We start from the raw sequence: 17463 nt of genomic DNA, 5'->3' as shown, positions 1-17463 counted from the left end.
GCCGTGGGCTGTGAGTGGCCAAACTTTTCTGACGGCAAAAACAAAACCCCAACTGCTTTCGCAATTGGGGTTTCGGAATTTAATCTTGACGATGACCTACTCTCACATGGGGAAACCCCACACTACCATCGGCGATGCATCGTTTCACTGCTGAGTTCGGGATGGGATCAGGTGGTTCCAATGCTCTATGGTCGTCAAGAAATTCTTGAGCTGACGTGTCTTTCGACATTCCAGCGAATCGGGTATGTGACGGTGTTTTGTGAGTTGCAAACTTTCGGTTTGTTTCGTCTTCACAACACCGCAATCTGGTCATTCGACTCAAATTGCTTGGGTGTTATATGGTCAAGCCTCACGGGCAATTAGTATTGGTTAGCTCAACGCCTCACAGCGCTTACACACCCAACCTATCAACGTCGTAGTCTTCGACGGCCCTTCAGGGAACTCAAGGTTCCAGTGAGATCTCATCTTGAGGCAAGTTTCCCGCTTAGATGCTTTCAGCGGTTATCTTTTCCGAACATAGCTACCCGGCAATGCCACTGGCGTGACAACCGGAACACCAGAGGTTCGTCCACTCCGGTCCTCTCGTACTAGGAGCAGCCCCTCTCAAATCTCAAACGTCCACGGCAGATAGGGACCGAACTGTCTCACGACGTTCTAAACCCAGCTCGCGTACCACTTTAAATGGCGAACAGCCATACCCTTGGGACCGGCTTCAGCCCCAGGATGTGATGAGCCGACATCGAGGTGCCAAACACCGCCGTCGATATGAACTCTTGGGCGGTATCAGCCTGTTATCCCCGGAGTACCTTTTATCCGTTGAGCGATGGCCCTTCCATACAGAACCACCGGATCACTAAGACCTACTTTCGTACCTGCTCGACGTGTCTGTCTCGCAGTCAAGCGCGCTTTTGCCTTTATACTCTACGACCGATTTCCGACCGGTCTGAGCGCACCTTCGTACTCCTCCGTTACTCTTTAGGAGGAGACCGCCCCAGTCAAACTACCCACCATACACTGTCCTCGATCCGGATAACGGACCTGAGTTAGAACCTCAAAGTTGCCAGGGTGGTATTTCAAGGATGGCTCCACGCAGACTGGCGTCCACGCTTCAAAGCCTCCCACCTATCCTACACAAGCAAATTCAAAGTCCAGTGCAAAGCTATAGTAAAGGTTCACGGGGTCTTTCCGTCTAGCCGCGGATACACTGCATCTTCACAGCGATTTCAATTTCACTGAGTCTCGGGTGGAGACAGCGCCGCCATCGTTACGCCATTCGTGCAGGTCGGAACTTACCCGACAAGGAATTTCGCTACCTTAGGACCGTTATAGTTACGGCCGCCGTTTACCGGGGCTTCGATCAAGAGCTTCGCGTTAGCTAACCCCATCAATTAACCTTCCGGCACCGGGCAGGCGTCACACCCTATACGTCCACTTTCGTGTTTGCAGAGTGCTGTGTTTTTAATAAACAGTCGCAGCGGCCTGGTATCTTCGACCGACGTGGGCTTACGCAGCAAGTGCTTCACCCTCATCGGCGCACCTTCTCCCGAAGTTACGGTGCCATTTTGCCTAGTTCCTTCACCCGAGTTCTCTCAAGCGCCTTGGTATTCTCTACCCAACCACCTGTGTCGGTTTGGGGTACGGTTCCTGGTTATCTGAAGCTTAGAAGCTTTTCTTGGAAGCATGGCATCAACCACTTCGTCACCTGAAAGGTAACTCGTCATCAGCTCTCGGCCTTGAAACCCCGGATTTACCTAAGATTTCAGCCTACCACCTTAAACTTGGACAACCAACGCCAAGCTGGCCTAGCCTTCTCCGTCCCTCCATCGCAATAACCAGAAGTACAGGAATATTAACCTGTTTTCCATCGACTACGCTTTTCAGCCTCGCCTTAGGGACCGACTAACCCTGCGTCGATTAACGTTGCGCAGGAAACCTTGGTCTTTCGGCGTGGGTGTTTTTCACACCCATTGTCGTTACTCATGTCAGCATTCGCACTTCTGATACCTCCAGCAAGCTTCTCAACTCACCTTCACAGGCTTACAGAACGCTCCTCTACCGCATCATCCGAAGATGATACCCGTAGCTTCGGTGTATGGTTTGAGCCCCGTTACATCTTCCGCGCAGGCCGACTCGACTAGTGAGCTATTACGCTTTCTTTAAAGGGTGGCTGCTTCTAAGCCAACCTCCTAGCTGTCTAAGCCTTCCCACATCGTTTCCCACTTAACCATAACTTTGGGACCTTAGCTGACGGTCTGGGTTGTTTCCCTTTTCACGACGGACGTTAGCACCCGCCGTGTGTCTCCCATGCTCGGCACTTGTAGGTATTCGGAGTTTGCATCGGTTTGGTAAGTCGGGATGACCCCCTAGCCGAAACAGTGCTCTACCCCCTACAGTGATACATGAGGCGCTACCTAAATAGCTTTCGAGGAGAACCAGCTATCTCCGAGCTTGATTAGCCTTTCACTCCGATCCACAGGTCATCCGCTAACTTTTCAACGGTAGTCGGTTCGGTCCTCCAGTCAGTGTTACCTAACCTTCAACCTGCCCATGGATAGATCGCCCGGTTTCGGGTCTATACCCAGCGACTAAACGCCCTATTAAGACTCGCTTTCGCTACGCCTCCCCTATTCGGTTAAGCTCGCCACTGAATATAAGTCGCTGACCCATTATACAAAAGGTACGCAGTCACAGAACAAAGTCTGCTCCCACTGCTTGTACGCATACGGTTTCAGGATCTATTTCACTCCCCTCTCCGGGGTTCTTTTCGCCTTTCCCTCACGGTACTAGTTCACTATCGGTCAGTCAGTAGTATTTAGCCTTGGAGGATGGTCCCCCCATATTCAGACAAAGTTTCTCGTGCTCCGTCCTACTCGATTTCATGACTAAGAGACTTTCGCGTACAGGGCTATCACCCACTATGGCCGCACTTTCCAGAGCGTTCCGCTAATCTCAAAGCCACTTAAGGGCTAGTCCCCGTTCGCTCGCCACTACTAAGGGAATCTCGGTTGATTTCTTTTCCTCAGGGTACTTAGATGTTTCAGTTCCCCTGGTTCGCCTCTTAAACCTATGTATTCAGTTTAAGATAACCAGCTTGTGCTGGCTGGGTTCCCCCATTCAGAGATCTCCGGATCAAAGTCTGTTTGCCGACTCCCCGAAGCTTTTCGCAGGCTACCACGTCTTTCATCGCCTCTGACTGCCAAGGCATCCACCGTATGCGCTTCTTCACTTGACCATATAACCCCAAGCAATCTGGTTATACTATGAAGACGACATTCGCCGAAAATTCGCAAAACTCTTAAGAGTCACTCACAAATTTTACCTTAGCCTGATCCGTTACCAGTGAAAGTAACGTTCAGTCTATCTTTCTATCACATACCCAAATTTTTAAAGAACGAACTAGTCAAAGACTAGAAATCAACATTCATCATCGCGGCGATGGAATGCTCATTTCTAAGCTTTACACTTCAGAAGCAGTAGTGGTGGAGCCAAGCGGGATCGAACCGCTGACCTCCTGCGTGCAAGGCAGGCGCTCTCCCAGCTGAGCTATGGCCCCGTATTTCTACAGGCGTTTCCCACACAAAATTGGTGGGTCTGGGCAGATTCGAACTGCCGACCTCACCCTTATCAGGGGTGCGCTCTAACCAACTGAGCTACAGACCCAATTTCGGGCTGCTTCTTTCGTCTTCTTCAATGAATCAAGCAATTCGTGTGGGAGCTCATGGAGCAGCTGCTGTCGTCGATTAAGGAGGTGATCCAGCCGCAGGTTCCCCTACGGCTACCTTGTTACGACTTCACCCCAGTCATGAATCACACCGTGGTAACCGTCCCCCCGAAGGTTAGACTAGCTACTTCTGGTGCAACCCACTCCCATGGTGTGACGGGCGGTGTGTACAAGGCCCGGGAACGTATTCACCGCGACATTCTGATTCGCGATTACTAGCGATTCCGACTTCACGCAGTCGAGTTGCAGACTGCGATCCGGACTACGATCGGTTTTGTGGGATTAGCTCCACCTCGCGGCTTGGCAACCCTCTGTACCGACCATTGTAGCACGTGTGTAGCCCAGGCCGTAAGGGCCATGATGACTTGACGTCATCCCCACCTTCCTCCGGTTTGTCACCGGCAGTCTCCTTAGAGTGCCCACCATAACGTGCTGGTAACTAAGGACAAGGGTTGCGCTCGTTACGGGACTTAACCCAACATCTCACGACACGAGCTGACGACAGCCATGCAGCACCTGTCTCAATGCTCCCGAAGGCACCAATCCATCTCTGGAAAGTTCATTGGATGTCAAGGCCTGGTAAGGTTCTTCGCGTTGCTTCGAATTAAACCACATGCTCCACCGCTTGTGCGGGCCCCCGTCAATTCATTTGAGTTTTAACCTTGCGGCCGTACTCCCCAGGCGGTCAACTTAATGCGTTAGCTGCGCCACTAAAGACTCAAGGTCCCCAACGGCTAGTTGACATCGTTTACGGCGTGGACTACCAGGGTATCTAATCCTGTTTGCTCCCCACGCTTTCGCACCTCAGTGTCAGTATCAGTCCAGGTGGTCGCCTTCGCCACTGGTGTTCCTTCCTATATCTACGCATTTCACCGCTACACAGGAAATTCCACCACCCTCTACCATACTCTAGCTTGTCAGTTTTGAATGCAGTTCCCAGGTTGAGCCCGGGGCTTTCACATCCAACTTAACAAACCACCTACGCGCGCTTTACGCCCAGTAATTCCGATTAACGCTTGCACCCTCTGTATTACCGCGGCTGCTGGCACAGAGTTAGCCGGTGCTTATTCTGTCGGTAACGTCAAAATTGCAGAGTATTAATCTACAACCCTTCCTCCCAACTTAAAGTGCTTTACAATCCGAAGACCTTCTTCACACACGCGGCATGGCTGGATCAGGCTTTCGCCCATTGTCCAATATTCCCCACTGCTGCCTCCCGTAGGAGTCTGGACCGTGTCTCAGTTCCAGTGTGACTGATCATCCTCTCAGACCAGTTACGGATCGTCGCCTTGGTGAGCCATTACCTCACCAACTAGCTAATCCGACCTAGGCTCATCTGATAGCGCAAGGCCCGAAGGTCCCCTGCTTTCTCCCGTAGGACGTATGCGGTATTAGCGTCCGTTTCCGGACGTTATCCCCCACTACCAGGCAGATTCCTAGGCATTACTCACCCGTCCGCCGCTCTCAAGAAAAGCAAGCTTTTCTCTACCGCTCGACTTGCATGTGTTAGGCCTGCCGCCAGCGTTCAATCTGAGCCATGATCAAACTCTTCAGTTCAAACATCTTTGGGTTTTGAGAAAACCCTAAACTTGGCTCAGCAATCGTTGGTTACATCTTTGATTTCTCGCGGAGTAACTTGTGATGCTGATAATCTGTTGACTAGCAGTCTGACTCCACAAGCACCCACACGAATTGCTTGATTCAGTTGTTAAAGAGCGGTTGGTTAAGATCTTTCGCCTCAACCGAGGCGCGCATTCTACAGCGTCCCCCGTGTCTGTCAAGCGGTTATTTTCAGAAGTTTTCAAAATTTCTTTTTCAACTTCAACCACTTGCGCTTCCGATCTCTCGTTAGCGGGAGGCGAATTCTACAGCGTTGCTCGCTGCTGTCAACACCTCTTTTTCTCCGCTTTCGATCGAGAAGACCGAACCGCCAATCAAGCGACAACTTGCCGCCTGACCGACTCCTTCCAGGCTTCGATAACTTGAAGCTGAACACTGTCGAAATTCGCGTAACTCGTTGTTTGCCAAGGAGTTCTCCGTTTCGACTGCGCCGGAAGTGGGGCGAATTATAGACCTCCAGAATCTGCCGTCAACACCTATTTTCATATTTCTGTCATATGAGTCAAAAAAGCCCGAAAACACGAAGGCCGAGCCCCAAGGGGCTCGGCCTTCTTCCCTTCTACTTATTACAAGCTGGGGAAAGCGAACTGCGAAGCTTCATGGCTCGCGCGCTGTGGCCAGCGCTGGGTGATGGCCTTGCGCCGGGTGTAGAAACGCACACCATCCGGACCATAGGCATGCAGATCGCCAAACAGCGAACGCTTCCAGCCACCGAAGCTGTGATAAGCCACCGGCACCGGCAGCGGTACGTTGACACCGACCATGCCGACTTCAATCTCGTCACAGAACAACCGCGCCGCTTCACCGTCACGGGTGAAGATGCAGGTGCCGTTGCCATACTCGTGATCGTTGATCAGTTGCATGGCCTCTTCCAGGCTGTTCACACGAACGATGCAGAGCACCGGGCCGAAGATCTCTTCTTTATAGATGCGCATCTCTGGGGTGACGTTATCGAACAGGCAGCCACCCAGGAAGAAACCTTCCTCATGACCGGCAACGCTCAGACCACGACCGTCCACCACCAGCTTCGCACCTGCGGCAACACCGTCTTCGACATAGCCGCTGACCTTGTCGCGAGCCTGGCCAGTCACCAGAGGCCCCATGTCCAGGCCGCAGGAAGTGCCGGCACCGATTTTCAGCGCCTTGATCTGCGGCACCAGCTTGGCCACCAGCGCATCCGCCACCTGGTCACCGACGCAGACAGCCACCGAGATCGCCATGCAACGCTCGCCGCAGGAACCGTATGCCGCGCCCATCAGTGCGCTGACGGCGTTATCCAGGTCGGCATCCGGCATCAGCACCGCGTGGTTCTTCGCCCCGCCCAGTGCCTGCACGCGTTTGCCGCGCTTGGTGCCTTCGGCATAGATGTACTCGGCAATCGGCGTCGAACCGACAAAGCTCAGCGCCTTGACCTCCGGCGCTTCGATCAGCGCATCCACGGCGGCCTTGTCGCCATGCACCACGCTCAGCACGCCTTTAGGCAGACCCGCTTCCAGCAGCAGTTGTGCAATCAGCAACGTCGAGCTTGGATCACGCTCGGAAGGTTTGAGGATGAAGCAGTTGCCGCAGACGATGGCCAGCGGGTACATCCACAGCGGCACCATCGCCGGGAAGTTGAACGGGGTGATACCGGCCACCACGCCCAGCGGCTGGAAATCCGACCAGGCATCAATGTTCGGGCCGACGTTACGGCTGTACTCGCCCTTGAGGATTTCCGGCGCAGCGCAGGCGAACTCGACGTTCTCGATACCGCGCTTGAGCTCACCAGCGGCGTCTTCCAGGGTCTTGCCGTGCTCTTCGCTGATCAGTTGGGCGATACGCGCTTCGTTCTGCTCCAGCAGTTGCTTGAAGCGGAACATCACCTGGGCACGCTTGGCCGGTGGGGTATTGCGCCAGGCCGGGAACGCAGCCTTGCCCGCGTCGATGGCCTTTTGAATGGTTTCGCGGCTGGCCAGTGGCAACTTGTGGATTGCCTTGCCGGTGGACGGGTTGAACACGTCGGTCGAACGACCTTCTTCGGTGACCAGTTCGCCGTTGATCAAATGCGGAATAACGCTCATGCGGGGCTCCTGAAAAGTTGTCCACAGGCGCCCTGTCGTAGGGCGCCTCTTATATAGAAGAAACTGTAGGAGCGAGCTTGCTCGCGAACATGATGGTAGTGGCGCCTTATCCATCCAGGCAGTCCTCGTCATCGTTGACGACCATCGCGAGCAAGGCTCGCTCCTACAGGTAAAAGGAAAATCAGTCGATCTTGTTCAGCACTTCGCCGACCGCGTCGAACAGGCGATCGAGGTCTTGTGGCTGGCTGTTGAAGGTTGGGCCGAACTGCAGGGTGTCGCCGCCGAAGCGCACGTAGAAGCCAGCTTTCCACAGCGCCATGCCCGCTTCGAACGGACGCACGATGGCGTCGCCATCACGCGGCGCGATCTGGATCGCACCGGCCAGGCCGTAGTTACGGATGTCGATGATATTTTTCGCACCCTTCACGCCGTGCAGGGCTTTTTCGAAATGCGGCGCGACGTCGGCCACGCTCTGCACCAGGTTTTCCTTTTGCAGCAGGTCGAGGGCTGCCAGGCCAGCGGCGCATGCCACCGGGTGCGCCGAGTAGGTGTAGCCGTGGGGGAATTCCACCGCGTACTCAGGCGTCGCCTGGTTCATGAAGGTCTGGTAGATCTCGGTGCTGGCAATCACGGCGCCCATCGGGATCGCGCCGTTGGTGACCTGCTTGGCGATGCACATCAGGTCCGGGGTCACGCCGAAGGTGGTCGCACCGAACATGGTGCCGGTACGGCCGAAACCGGTGATCACTTCGTCGAACACCAGCAGGATGTTGTGCTGGTCGCAGATTTCGCGCAGGCGCTTGAGGTAGCCCTCTGGCGGAACCAGCACGCCAGCGGAACCGGCCAATGGCTCGACGAACACCGCGGCGATGTTCGACGCGTCGTGCAGTTCGATCAGCTTGAGCAGTTCATCCGCCAGGGCGATGCCACCTTCTTTCGGCATGCCACGGGAATAGGCATTGCTCGCCAGCAGGGTATGCGGCAGGTGGTCGACGTCCATCATCGCCTGGCCGAACAGCTTGCGGTTGCCGTTCACGCCGCCAAGGCTGGTGCCGGCGATGTTCACGCCGTGATAACCACGGGCACGACCGATCATTTTGGTCTTGGTCGACTGGCCCTTGAGGCGCCAGTAGGCGCGAACCATCTTCACCGCCGTATCGGCGCACTCGGAACCCGAGTCAGTGAAGAACACGTGGTTGAGGTTGCCCGGGGTCAGGTCGGTGATTTTCTCGGCCAGCTGGAACGACAGCGGGTGGCCGTACTGGAAGCCTGGCGAGTAATCGAGGGTGCCCAGTTGCTTGGTCACCGCGTCCTGGATTTCCTTGCGGGTGTGCCCGGCGCCGCAAGTCCACAGGCCGGACAGCGAGTCGTAGACCTTGCGGCCCTTGTCATCCACCAGCCAGCTGCCTTCTGCCGCCACGATGATTCGCGGGTCACGCTGGAAATTGCGGTTGGCGGTGTAAGGCATCCAGTGAGCATCGAGCTTGAGCTGGCTGGCCAGGGAAGTCGGTGCGTTTTCAGGCAGATTCATGGGCAAAACCTCGCAGAGCGATAAGCGGCGTTGAGATGAAAAGCGTTGTTGCAGCTAAATTGCCACGGCGATAAAGTCGGTGAAATGCAACTTTTGTAATGTTCAGTCTGCCTACTACTAAACTTTGAGAGATCCACCCATGAGCAGCCGCCGTCCCGATCCGCTGGCCCAGGTCAGTGACTTTGATATCCGCCTGTTGCGCATCTTTCGCAGCGTGGTGGAATGCGGCGGTTTTTCCGCCGCCGAATCGGTGCTCGGCATCGGGCGCTCGGCGATCAGCCAGCAGATGAGCGACCTGGAACAGCGCCTTGGCCTGCGCCTGTGCCAGCGTGGTCGCGCCGGTTTCTCGCTGACCGAGGAAGGTCGCGAGGTCTACCAGTCGGCCCTGCAATTGTTGAGCGCGCTGGAAAGTTTCCGCACCGAGGTCAATGGCCTGCACCAGCACTTGCGCGGCGAATTGACCATCGGCCTGACCGACAACCTGGTCACCCTCCCCCACATGCGCATCACCCATGCCCTGGCCCAATTGAAGGAGCGCGGGCCGGACGTGCAGATCCAGATTCGCATGATCGCGCCCAACGAAGTCGAACAAGGTGTGCTCGACGGGCGCTTGCACGTGGGCGTGGTGCCACAGGCCAGTGCGCTGTCCGGGCTTGAGTATCAGCCGCTCTACAGTGAGCGCTCGCTGTTGTATTGCGCGGTGGGTCATCCGCTGTTCTACGTCGATGACCGGCAACTGGACGATGAGCGCCTCAACAGCCAGGACGCCATCGCCCCGACGTTTCGTTTGCCGGCGGACATCCAGGCGCATTACCAGGCACTCAATTGCACCGCCAGCGCCTCCGACCGTGAAGGCATGGCGTTCCTGATCCTGACCGGGCGCTACATCGGCTATCTGCCGGACCATTACGCCAGCCTGTGGGTGCAGCAAGGTCGGTTGCGTGCGTTGAAAGCCAAGACGCGCTTTTATGACCTGAGCCTGGCGTCGGTCACCCGCAAGGGCCGCCGGGCGCATCTGGTGCTGGAGAGTTTTCTGGAGAGTCTGGCCGCGACGCGTTAGACCGTCATGAGGTTTTATTGCCACGGGACTTGTCGGATCCCCTGTCGGTGCGCTATCAACGCACTGCTTGCACCCACCCACCTGTCCGGAAGTGCCCATGACCTTTGAAGTTCCCGCTCACGGCGGCAAACCTGCCAGCCGTATTCGCCAGAAGAACGAAGAGACCATCATCAAAGCCGCCGAAGACGAGTTCGCCCGTCACGGGTTCAAAGGCACGAGCATGAACACCATCGCTCTGAATGCCGGATTGCCCAAGGCCAACCTGCATTACTACTTCACCAATAAGCTGGGGTTGTACGTGGCGGTGCTGAGCAACATCCTGCAATTGTGGGACGACACCTTCAACAGCCTCAGCGCCGAGGACGATCCCGCCGAGGCACTGACCCGCTACATCCGCGCCAAAATGGAGTTTTCCCGCCGCCAGCCGCAAGCCTCGCGCATCTTCGCCATGGAAGTCATCAGCGGCGGCGAATGCCTGACCGAGTACTTCAACCAGGATTACCGCACCTGGTTCCAGGGCCGCGCGGCGGTGTTCCAGGCGTGGATCGACGCGGGCAAAATGGACCCGGTGGATCCGGTCAACCTGATCTTCCTGCTGTGGGGCAGCACCCAGCATTACGCGGATTTCGCCACGCAGATCTGCCGGGTCAGCGGTCGCACCAAGTTGACCAAACAGGACATGGAAGAGGCCGGCGATAACCTGATCCGCATCATTCTCAAGGGCTGCGGCCTGACTCCGACTATTTAAGACACCTATGCCTTTTACCCTCAGCGACTTTTGCGAATACCGCGAAGAGATTCGCAAAAGCCGCTTCATCACCTTCGCCGCGCCCATCGGCAGCCCTGCCGAAGCCCACGCGTTCATCGAGCAGCACAGCGACCTGGATGCCACGCACAACTGCTGGGCCTGGAAGCTCGGCGATCAATACCGCAGCACCGATGACGGCGAACCCGGCGGCACCGCGGGTCGGCCGATCCTGGCCGCCATCGAAGCGCAGGATTACGACCAGGTGGTGGTGCTGGTGATCCGCTGGTATGGCGGCATTCAACTGGGCACCGGCGGCCTCGCCCGGGCGTATGGGGGCGGCGCCAACAAATGCTTGCAGGCAGCGGCGAAAGTCGAGCTGATCAGCCGCGTGCCCGTGCAGTGTGCCTGCGGATTCGCCGAGCTGACGCTGGTGAAACTGCGCGTGGCGGAACTGGGTGGCCTGGTGGTGGAGGAAACCTTCACCGCCAATGGCGTGGAGTTGCAACTGGCGATAGGCGAGGCGCAGATCGAAACCCTGCAAAGGCAGCTCGCGGATTTGAGTCGCGGGCGTATTTTGCTGCAGCGCTGATTGCGACTTGCTTAGAACCAGAACATTGCCCACATCTACTGTGCACCCGGCTGTGGATAACCTGAGCACATACCGCTGTAACCCTTCTGTCATGCGGCTTTGCGGGCATTGATCACTTTTCGTTCAATTTTTTATTGATTGATAAAAATTCGCTGTAAAACAATCAGTTAGCACGGTTTATCACCTTTAGAAGAAAGCCGACGGGTGCTTATGCCCGAGTTTTGCGATTGCGCACAAATACTGTGGAGCAATCTGTGGATAACCCGTTCATGGCTCGTCCGGCTCTATGCCCGGCATGGGTTGCTTGGGGTTGGTTGTTTTTTGATCAAGTTCTTTCGGTGCCTGTTCCGGCGCCATCGCGGGCAAGCCCGCTCCTACAGGTATTGCGGCGTCAACAGGGCCCCTGTGGGAGCGAGCCTGCTCGCGATTTGTCCGAACAGGCAACACCTGCATCACACCCCACACCACCTCAAAAAACAGGAACACCACCAACAGCGAACTGGCCCCGTGCACCAGGGCATACAACTGCCAGCTCGCAAACAGGAACCTCCCTGCCGCGTCATACCGCCCGAACACCACCCGCGGATCACGAATACGCAACACCGCCCACACGCATACGATCGACCCCAGCAAATTGGCCATCAGCAGGTGCAGCGGTGCGAACGCCGGCAAGTCACCGGGCAGTTCGAGGGCCTGGCTGATAGTTATCAACAGGCCATGCAACGCGGCGAAACTCCACGGTGTGGCAAACGCCGCCGTCACGATCAGGTCGTACCAGGCGCTGGTGCGCACCAGCTGGCGATATTGAGTTGCAGTCCACATGTTTATTGCTCCATCAATTTGCAGGAGCAATAAGGCTAAAGCCTGGAGTATGCTCCAGGGTCAAGCCTCTCTCGAGACGTCAGGATGCGCATCGGTGAATTAGCCCAGGCCAGCGCGGTCAGTCGCGACACGCTGCGCTTCTACGAGCAACGCGGATTGATCGCGGCGCAACGCAGCGCCAACGGTTACCGCGATTACCCGGCAGAAATGGTGCAACTGGTGCTGTACATCAAGACTGCGCAACGGCTGGGGTTTACTCTGGGCGAGATTGGCAGCAGCGTCGCCGCGCTGTGGCAGTCGCCCGATCCGGACAGCGCGGTCACGCAACTGCTGCAGGACAAGCTCAAACTGATTGAAACCCGAATGGACGAGCTCGCGGCCTTGCGCAGCGAGTTGCAACAACGGCTCGGCCAGCGTTGTCCATTAAATCCGTGAATGTCACTTTTCAAGGAACCCACGTATGTCCAAGGTCAAAACCGCACTCATCATCGGCGCCTCCCGGGGCCTGGGTCTGGGCCTGGTGAAAACCCTGCTGGCCGATGGCTGGCAAGTCACTGCCACCGTACGTAATCCACAGGCCGCCGACGCGCTCAATGCGCTGGGCAAGGTGCGGATCGAAAAACTCGACATGGATGATCAACAGGCCGTGATTGCCTTGAGCCAGCAGCTCAAGGGCGAGGTGTTCGACCTGCTGTTCGTCAACGCCGGAGTCAAGGGCCCGGAAGTGCAAACGCCGGGTGGCGCGACGCTGGCGGAGGTGGGCCAGTTGTTCTTCACCAACGCAGTGGCGCCGATCAACCTGGCGCAGCGCTTCGTCGGGCAGATCCGCCCCGACACCGGCGTACTGGCCTTCATGAGTTCGGTACTGGGCAGCGTGACCATGCCGGACGCGCCCGAGCTGGCGCTGTACAAGGCGAGCAAGGCCGCCCTGAACTCCATGACCAACAGCTTCGTCACGCAATTGGGCGAGCAGAAAATGACCGTGCTGTCGCTGCACCCGGGCTGGGTGAAAACCGACATGGGCGGCGAAGGCGCCGACCTGGATGTCGAGACCAGCACGCGGGGGCTGGTTGATCAGGTCAATGCGTATGTGGGCAAGGGTGGGCATCACTTCGTGAATTACCGGGGTGATGTTATTCCCTGGTAAGCATCAGGGCCCTGCCCTAACAAATGTGGGAGCGAGCCTGCTCGCGATGACTGAGTGTCAGTAGGCATTTGAGCTAGCTGACACTCCGCCATCGCGAGCAGGCTCGCTCCCACAGTGTTTTGGCGATTCCAGTTCGAAGGAATGCCGGCCGGTCGATCGAGACTTGCCCACCACGCGCTTTTGTCTGAAACTGCGCACTTCGCCCCCGCGGCGTCCCTGGATCAGCAGACAGGGTAATCACTGAGCTGGCTAACCTGAACCCACTTTCAGAGGAGCCGGCCAACATGCCTGCGACCCGTACCTGGTTAAAAAATCCCCTTTCGATCTTCACTGCCAATGGCCTCGATGCCCGTGGCGGCCTGGTCGTGCAAGACGGTGTGATCGTCGAAGTGCTCGCCGCTGGCCAGCAGCCGGCCGCACCCTGTGGACAAGTGTTCGATGCCCGCGAGCATGTGATCCTCCCCGGCCTGATCAACACCCATCACCATTTCTATCAAACCCTCACCCGCGCCTGGGCGCCGGTGGTCAACCAGCCATTGTTTCCGTGGCTGAAAACCCTGTACCCGGTGTGGGCACGCCTCACCCCGGAAAAACTCGCCCTCGCCACCAAAGTCGCGCTGGCCGAGCTGCTGCTGTCCGGCTGCACCACGGCCGCCGATCACCACTACCTGTTTCCGGATGGCCTGGAAAATGCCATCGACGTGCAGGTCCAGAGCGTGCGCGAACTCGGCATGCGCGCCATGTTGACGCGCGGTTCCATGAGCCTGGGCGAGAAGGACGGCGGCCTGCCCCCGCAGCAGACCGTGCAGGAAGGCCAGGTGATTCTCGATGACAGCCAGCGCCTGATTGCCGAGTACCACGAACGTGGCGACGGCGCGCAGATCCAGATCGCCCTGGCGCCCTGCTCGCCGTTCTCGGTGACCCAGGACATCATGTCGGCCAGTGCGGAGCTGGCGAACAAGCTCGATGTGCGCCTGCACACGCACCTGGCGGAAACCCTCGATGAAGAAGACTTCTGCCTGCAACGCTTTGGCCTGCGCACGGTGGATTACCTTGACAGCGTCGGCTGGCTCGGCCCGCGTACCTGGCTGGCCCACGGCATCCATTTCAACGCCGATGAAATCGCGCGCCTGGGCGCCGCCGGCACCGGTATTTGCCACTGCCCGAGTTCGAACATGCGCCTGGCGTCCGGCATCTGCCCGAGCATCGAACTGACCGACGCCGGGGCGCCGCTGGGCCTGGGCGTGGATGGCTCGGCGTCCAACGATTCGTCGAACATGATCCTCGAAGCGCGGCAGGCGCTGTACATCCAGCGCCTGCGCTACGGCGCCGAGAAGATCACCCCGGAGCGCGTCCTGGGCTGGGCGACCAAGGGCTCGGCGCAGTTGCTCGGGCGCAGCGACATTGGCGAACTGGCGGTGGGCAAACAGGCTGACCTGGCGCTGTTCAAGCTCGATGAGCTGCGTTTCTCCGGCAGTCATGATCCGGTGTCGGCGCTGCTGTTGTGCGGCGCGGACCGGGCGGATCGGGTGATGGTCGGCGGTCAGTGGCGAGTGATCGACGGGCAGGTCGAGGGGCTGGACCTCAAAGGCTTGATCGCCGATCACAGCCAGGCGGCACGGCAGTTGATCGCTGGTTGATCTGCCCCCTGTAGGAGCGAGCTTGCTCGCGATGCGGTGTAACAGGCACATTCATTGTGGCTGACACACCGCTATCGCGAGCAAGCTCGCTCCTACAGGTTTTGTGCGGCGGGGTCAGAACCCCGCCGACACACTCGCCACCACCGATGCCGGCTCACCTGCATAGTTTCCGGCGCTGGCAACGGTTTCGATGTAGTCGCGATCGAAGATGTTTCGCGCATTGAGTGACAACCGCACATTTTTGTTCAGGTCGTAGAACACCGTCAGGTCGGTCCGCGCATAGCCGCTGGCGCTGTAGCTGTTGGCCAGATCCCCGTAGCGTTTCCCGGCGAAAAACACGCCGCCGCCAAAACCCAGTCCGCGCAGGTCACCTTCCTGAAGTTGATAGGTCGACCACAGCGAGCCACTGACGATGGGCACACCTTCCAGCCGCGCCCCCTCTTCCAGCCGGCTGTCCTTGACCAGTTTGGCATCGAGCAACGCGATGTTGCCGATGACGTTCCAGCCCTCCCGGATGTTCCCGCTCACGTCCAGCTCCACACCGCGCACCCGCTGCTGGCCGGTCTGGATCGAATAACTGGTGTCGAACGGATCGCTGGTCGCGAGGTTGTCCCGGGTGATTTCGAACGCCGACAGCGTGCCGGTGAGTTGATCGGGGATGAGGTCGTACTTCATGCCGATTTCATACTGTTCGCCCGTTTCCGGATCGAGCACCGTGCCATCGCGGGTGAGTTTGTTCTGCGGCGAAAACGACGTGCTGTAACTGGCGTAGAGCGACAGGTTCGGCGTGGGTTGGTAGACGACACCGGCCCGAGGCGAAGTGTCCGAAGGATCAATGTCGATGTCGCTGTAGGAACCCGTCGCCGTGTAGTTGCGATTACGTTGATCAACCTTGTCCCAGCGAACGCCCAGCAGCAGTTTCCATTGTTCGTTCAGATCAATCTGATCTTGCAGGTAAACCCCGTAGCTCGACTGCTCGAAGCGCGAATCCTCGCCAAAGCCAAAGGGGCCCGGCTGCGCACCCGTCACCGGGCGGTAGTAATCAATCGGCGCCAGGTTGGCCCGCAGCATGGTCACGCTGCGTTTGCCGTTGACCGCCTCCACGCCCACCAGCGCCTGGTGTTGCAAGCCGCCGGTGGAGAAACGCATCAGGGCTTCGTACTGGCTACTCAGGGAATACTGCTTTTCGTCAAAATCGGTGGCACGCCGTGTGATGGTGCGGCCATCGGCCTGGAGCGTGCGTTGCGAAACGTTGAGCATATCCTTGGTGGAGTGATCCCAGCGTGTCACCTGGCGCAAGGTCAACCAGTCGTTCGCGTCGTGCTCGACCTTGAACCAGGTGGCCTCCTTGGTGCTGCTGGCATGGGACCATGGCTCATCGAGGAACACCCGGTGACGGCTGTCGATACGCCCGTCGACTACTTGCAGGCCACGGTCATAGGGGCTGTCGGTCTCGGTGTACTCAATGCCCATTTCAACCCGGGTGGCGTCCGTCGGCGCCCAGAACAGCGTCGGCGCCACATGCCGGCGATGAGTATCGCGGTAATGCTCGCGGAAGCTGCCCTTGGTCTGATAGGCCATGGCCAGGCTGCCGGCCAGGCCGAAGTCCTCACTCAACGGTCCGCTGACCCAGGCCTGGCCGCGCTGATAATCGTAGGAGCCGGCCTGGAGCTTGACCTGTCCCTCGGGAACGAAAGACGGGCGGCGGGTGACGACGTTGATCAGGCCGCCGGGGTTGCCCCGCCCGTACAACACGGAGGCCGGGCCCTTGAGCACCTCGACCCGCTCGACGTTGACCAGATCCGTCAGGATCTCCGGTCGTACCACCAATGAGTTGGTCAACACGCCATCGACCGCGTAGGTCGTCGCCTGAAACCCGCGGATGAAGAAGCTTTCCACGGTGCCTCCGTGGGTGTTGCCGCGCTGGATACTGCTGACGTTACTGACCGCATCCGCCAGGCTGGTCGCTTGCTGATCTTCCAGGACTTGTCGCGGCACGACCTGGATCGACTGCGGAATGTCACGCAGGGCCGTTTCGGTCTTGGTGCCCACGGCACTGCGCGAGACCCGGTAACCCTCGGTGAGGCCGACGGCCAAGGATTGCTCCTGATGCAGGCCGTTGATCTGCACACTGTCCAGTTGCAGCGCGGAACCCGTCGGCCGGCGTTTCAGGATCCACGTGCCATTGCCGTGGCGGACCGCTTCCAGGCCACTGCCGCGCAACAACTGCTCGAAACCTTGCGCGGTGCTCCACTCCCCTTCGAGACCGGGGCTCGAAAGCCCCTCGGTCAGGGCGGTATCGACTGGCAGCGTGACACCGGCCCCTGCCGCGAACTCGCCCAGCACCTCAGCCAGGGGACCCGCCGCGACGCTGTAGCGTTTGCTCTGCTCGGCGAAAGTTTCCGGCGCGCAAAGGGCGCCCGCGCCAGCCAGCATCGGCGTACCCAGGGCACGGGCGAGCCGGACGACATGAAGAGGGGATGGCGAAAATAATCGGCGAGTCATGGGAACGGTCCTGATTACAA

General features: G+C 58.2%; 9 protein-coding genes, 2 tRNA genes, 3 rRNA genes and 1 pseudogene. 6 read left to right on the top strand and 9 right to left on the bottom strand.

Annotated elements, in window-relative coordinates:
* Positions 1–83 precede the first annotated feature (83 nt).
* The 7 genes from rrf to ABVN20_RS17110 form a co-directional block, all read right to left on the bottom strand.
* A 5S ribosomal RNA gene (gene rrf / locus ABVN20_RS17140) occupies positions 84–199 on the bottom strand.
* A 139-nt stretch (positions 200–338) separates the two neighbouring features.
* Positions 339–3232, bottom strand: a 23S ribosomal RNA gene (locus ABVN20_RS17135).
* 245 nt (positions 3233–3477) lie between these two features.
* Positions 3478–3553 (bottom strand) — tRNA-Ala (locus ABVN20_RS17130).
* A 30-nt stretch (positions 3554–3583) separates the two neighbouring features.
* Positions 3584–3660: transfer RNA gene (locus tag ABVN20_RS17125), tRNA-Ile, on the bottom strand.
* A gap of 81 nt (positions 3661–3741) precedes the next feature.
* Positions 3742–5278, bottom strand: a 16S ribosomal RNA gene (locus ABVN20_RS17120).
* The 16S, 23S and 5S rRNA genes sit together here with 2 tRNA genes alongside, the layout of an rRNA operon.
* A 629-nt stretch (positions 5279–5907) precedes the next feature.
* Entirely contained in the window at positions 5908–7401 is a 1494-nt protein-coding gene (locus ABVN20_RS17115; protein ID WP_368556894.1) for a CoA-acylating methylmalonate-semialdehyde dehydrogenase, read from the bottom strand.
* A 181-nt stretch (positions 7402–7582) separates the two neighbouring features.
* Complete coding sequence (locus ABVN20_RS17110; protein ID WP_368556893.1) at positions 7583–8932, bottom strand: aspartate aminotransferase family protein; 1350 nt, start codon at positions 8930–8932, stop codon at positions 7583–7585.
* 139 nt (positions 8933–9071) lie between these two features.
* On the opposite strand from ABVN20_RS17110, the gene ABVN20_RS17105 reads away from it, so the two are divergent.
* The 3 genes from ABVN20_RS17105 (at position 9072) to ABVN20_RS17095 (ending at position 11329) form a co-directional block, all read left to right on the top strand.
* Positions 9072–9992: a LysR family transcriptional regulator gene (locus ABVN20_RS17105; protein WP_368556892.1), complete on the top strand. Its 921-nt coding sequence runs from the start codon at positions 9072–9074 to the stop codon at positions 9990–9992.
* A 97-nt stretch (positions 9993–10089) separates the two neighbouring features.
* Positions 10090–10740 (top strand): TetR/AcrR family transcriptional regulator, encoded by a 651-nt coding sequence (locus ABVN20_RS17100; RefSeq protein ID WP_368556891.1) that lies wholly within the window; start codon positions 10090–10092, stop codon positions 10738–10740.
* Positions 10741–10747: 7 nt separating this feature from the next.
* Positions 10748–11329, top strand: a complete 582-nt coding sequence (locus ABVN20_RS17095) for a YigZ family protein (protein WP_368556890.1) — start codon at positions 10748–10750, stop codon at positions 11327–11329.
* Positions 11330–11720: 391 nt separating this feature from the next.
* Here ABVN20_RS17095 and ABVN20_RS17090 read toward each other — a convergent pair.
* Positions 11721–12151, bottom strand: a pseudogene (locus tag ABVN20_RS17090) (hypothetical protein).
* Between the two features lie 84 nt (positions 12152–12235).
* Here ABVN20_RS17090 and ABVN20_RS17085 point away from each other — a divergent pair.
* From ABVN20_RS17085 to ABVN20_RS17075, 3 genes are all read left to right on the top strand, one after another.
* Positions 12236–12586 carry a MerR family transcriptional regulator gene (locus tag ABVN20_RS17085; RefSeq protein WP_368556889.1) on the top strand — a complete coding sequence of 117 codons (351 nt, stop codon included), beginning with the start codon at positions 12236–12238 and terminating at the stop codon, positions 12584–12586.
* A gap of 25 nt (positions 12587–12611) precedes the next feature.
* Positions 12612–13298: an SDR family oxidoreductase gene (locus ABVN20_RS17080; protein ID WP_368556888.1), complete on the top strand. Its 687-nt coding sequence runs from the start codon at positions 12612–12614 to the stop codon at positions 13296–13298.
* Between the two features lie 284 nt (positions 13299–13582).
* Positions 13583–14938 carry an 8-oxoguanine deaminase gene (locus tag ABVN20_RS17075; RefSeq protein WP_368556887.1) on the top strand — a complete coding sequence of 452 codons (1356 nt, stop codon included), beginning with the start codon at positions 13583–13585 and terminating at the stop codon, positions 14936–14938.
* A 114-nt stretch (positions 14939–15052) separates the two neighbouring features.
* On the opposite strand, the gene ABVN20_RS17070 is transcribed toward ABVN20_RS17075, so the two are convergent.
* Positions 15053–17443, bottom strand: coding sequence for a TonB-dependent siderophore receptor (locus tag ABVN20_RS17070; protein ID WP_368556886.1), 2391 nt, complete (start codon positions 17441–17443; stop codon positions 15053–15055).
* Between the last annotated feature and the right edge of the window lie 20 nt (positions 17444–17463).

The organism is Pseudomonas sp. MYb118, from assembly GCF_040947875.1.
In the GTDB taxonomy this organism is placed as follows: Bacteria; Pseudomonadota; Gammaproteobacteria; order Pseudomonadales; family Pseudomonadaceae; genus Aquipseudomonas.
The sequence above is the reverse complement of the archived record's forward strand: the minus strand, read 5'-3'. Positions and strand labels throughout refer to the sequence as shown.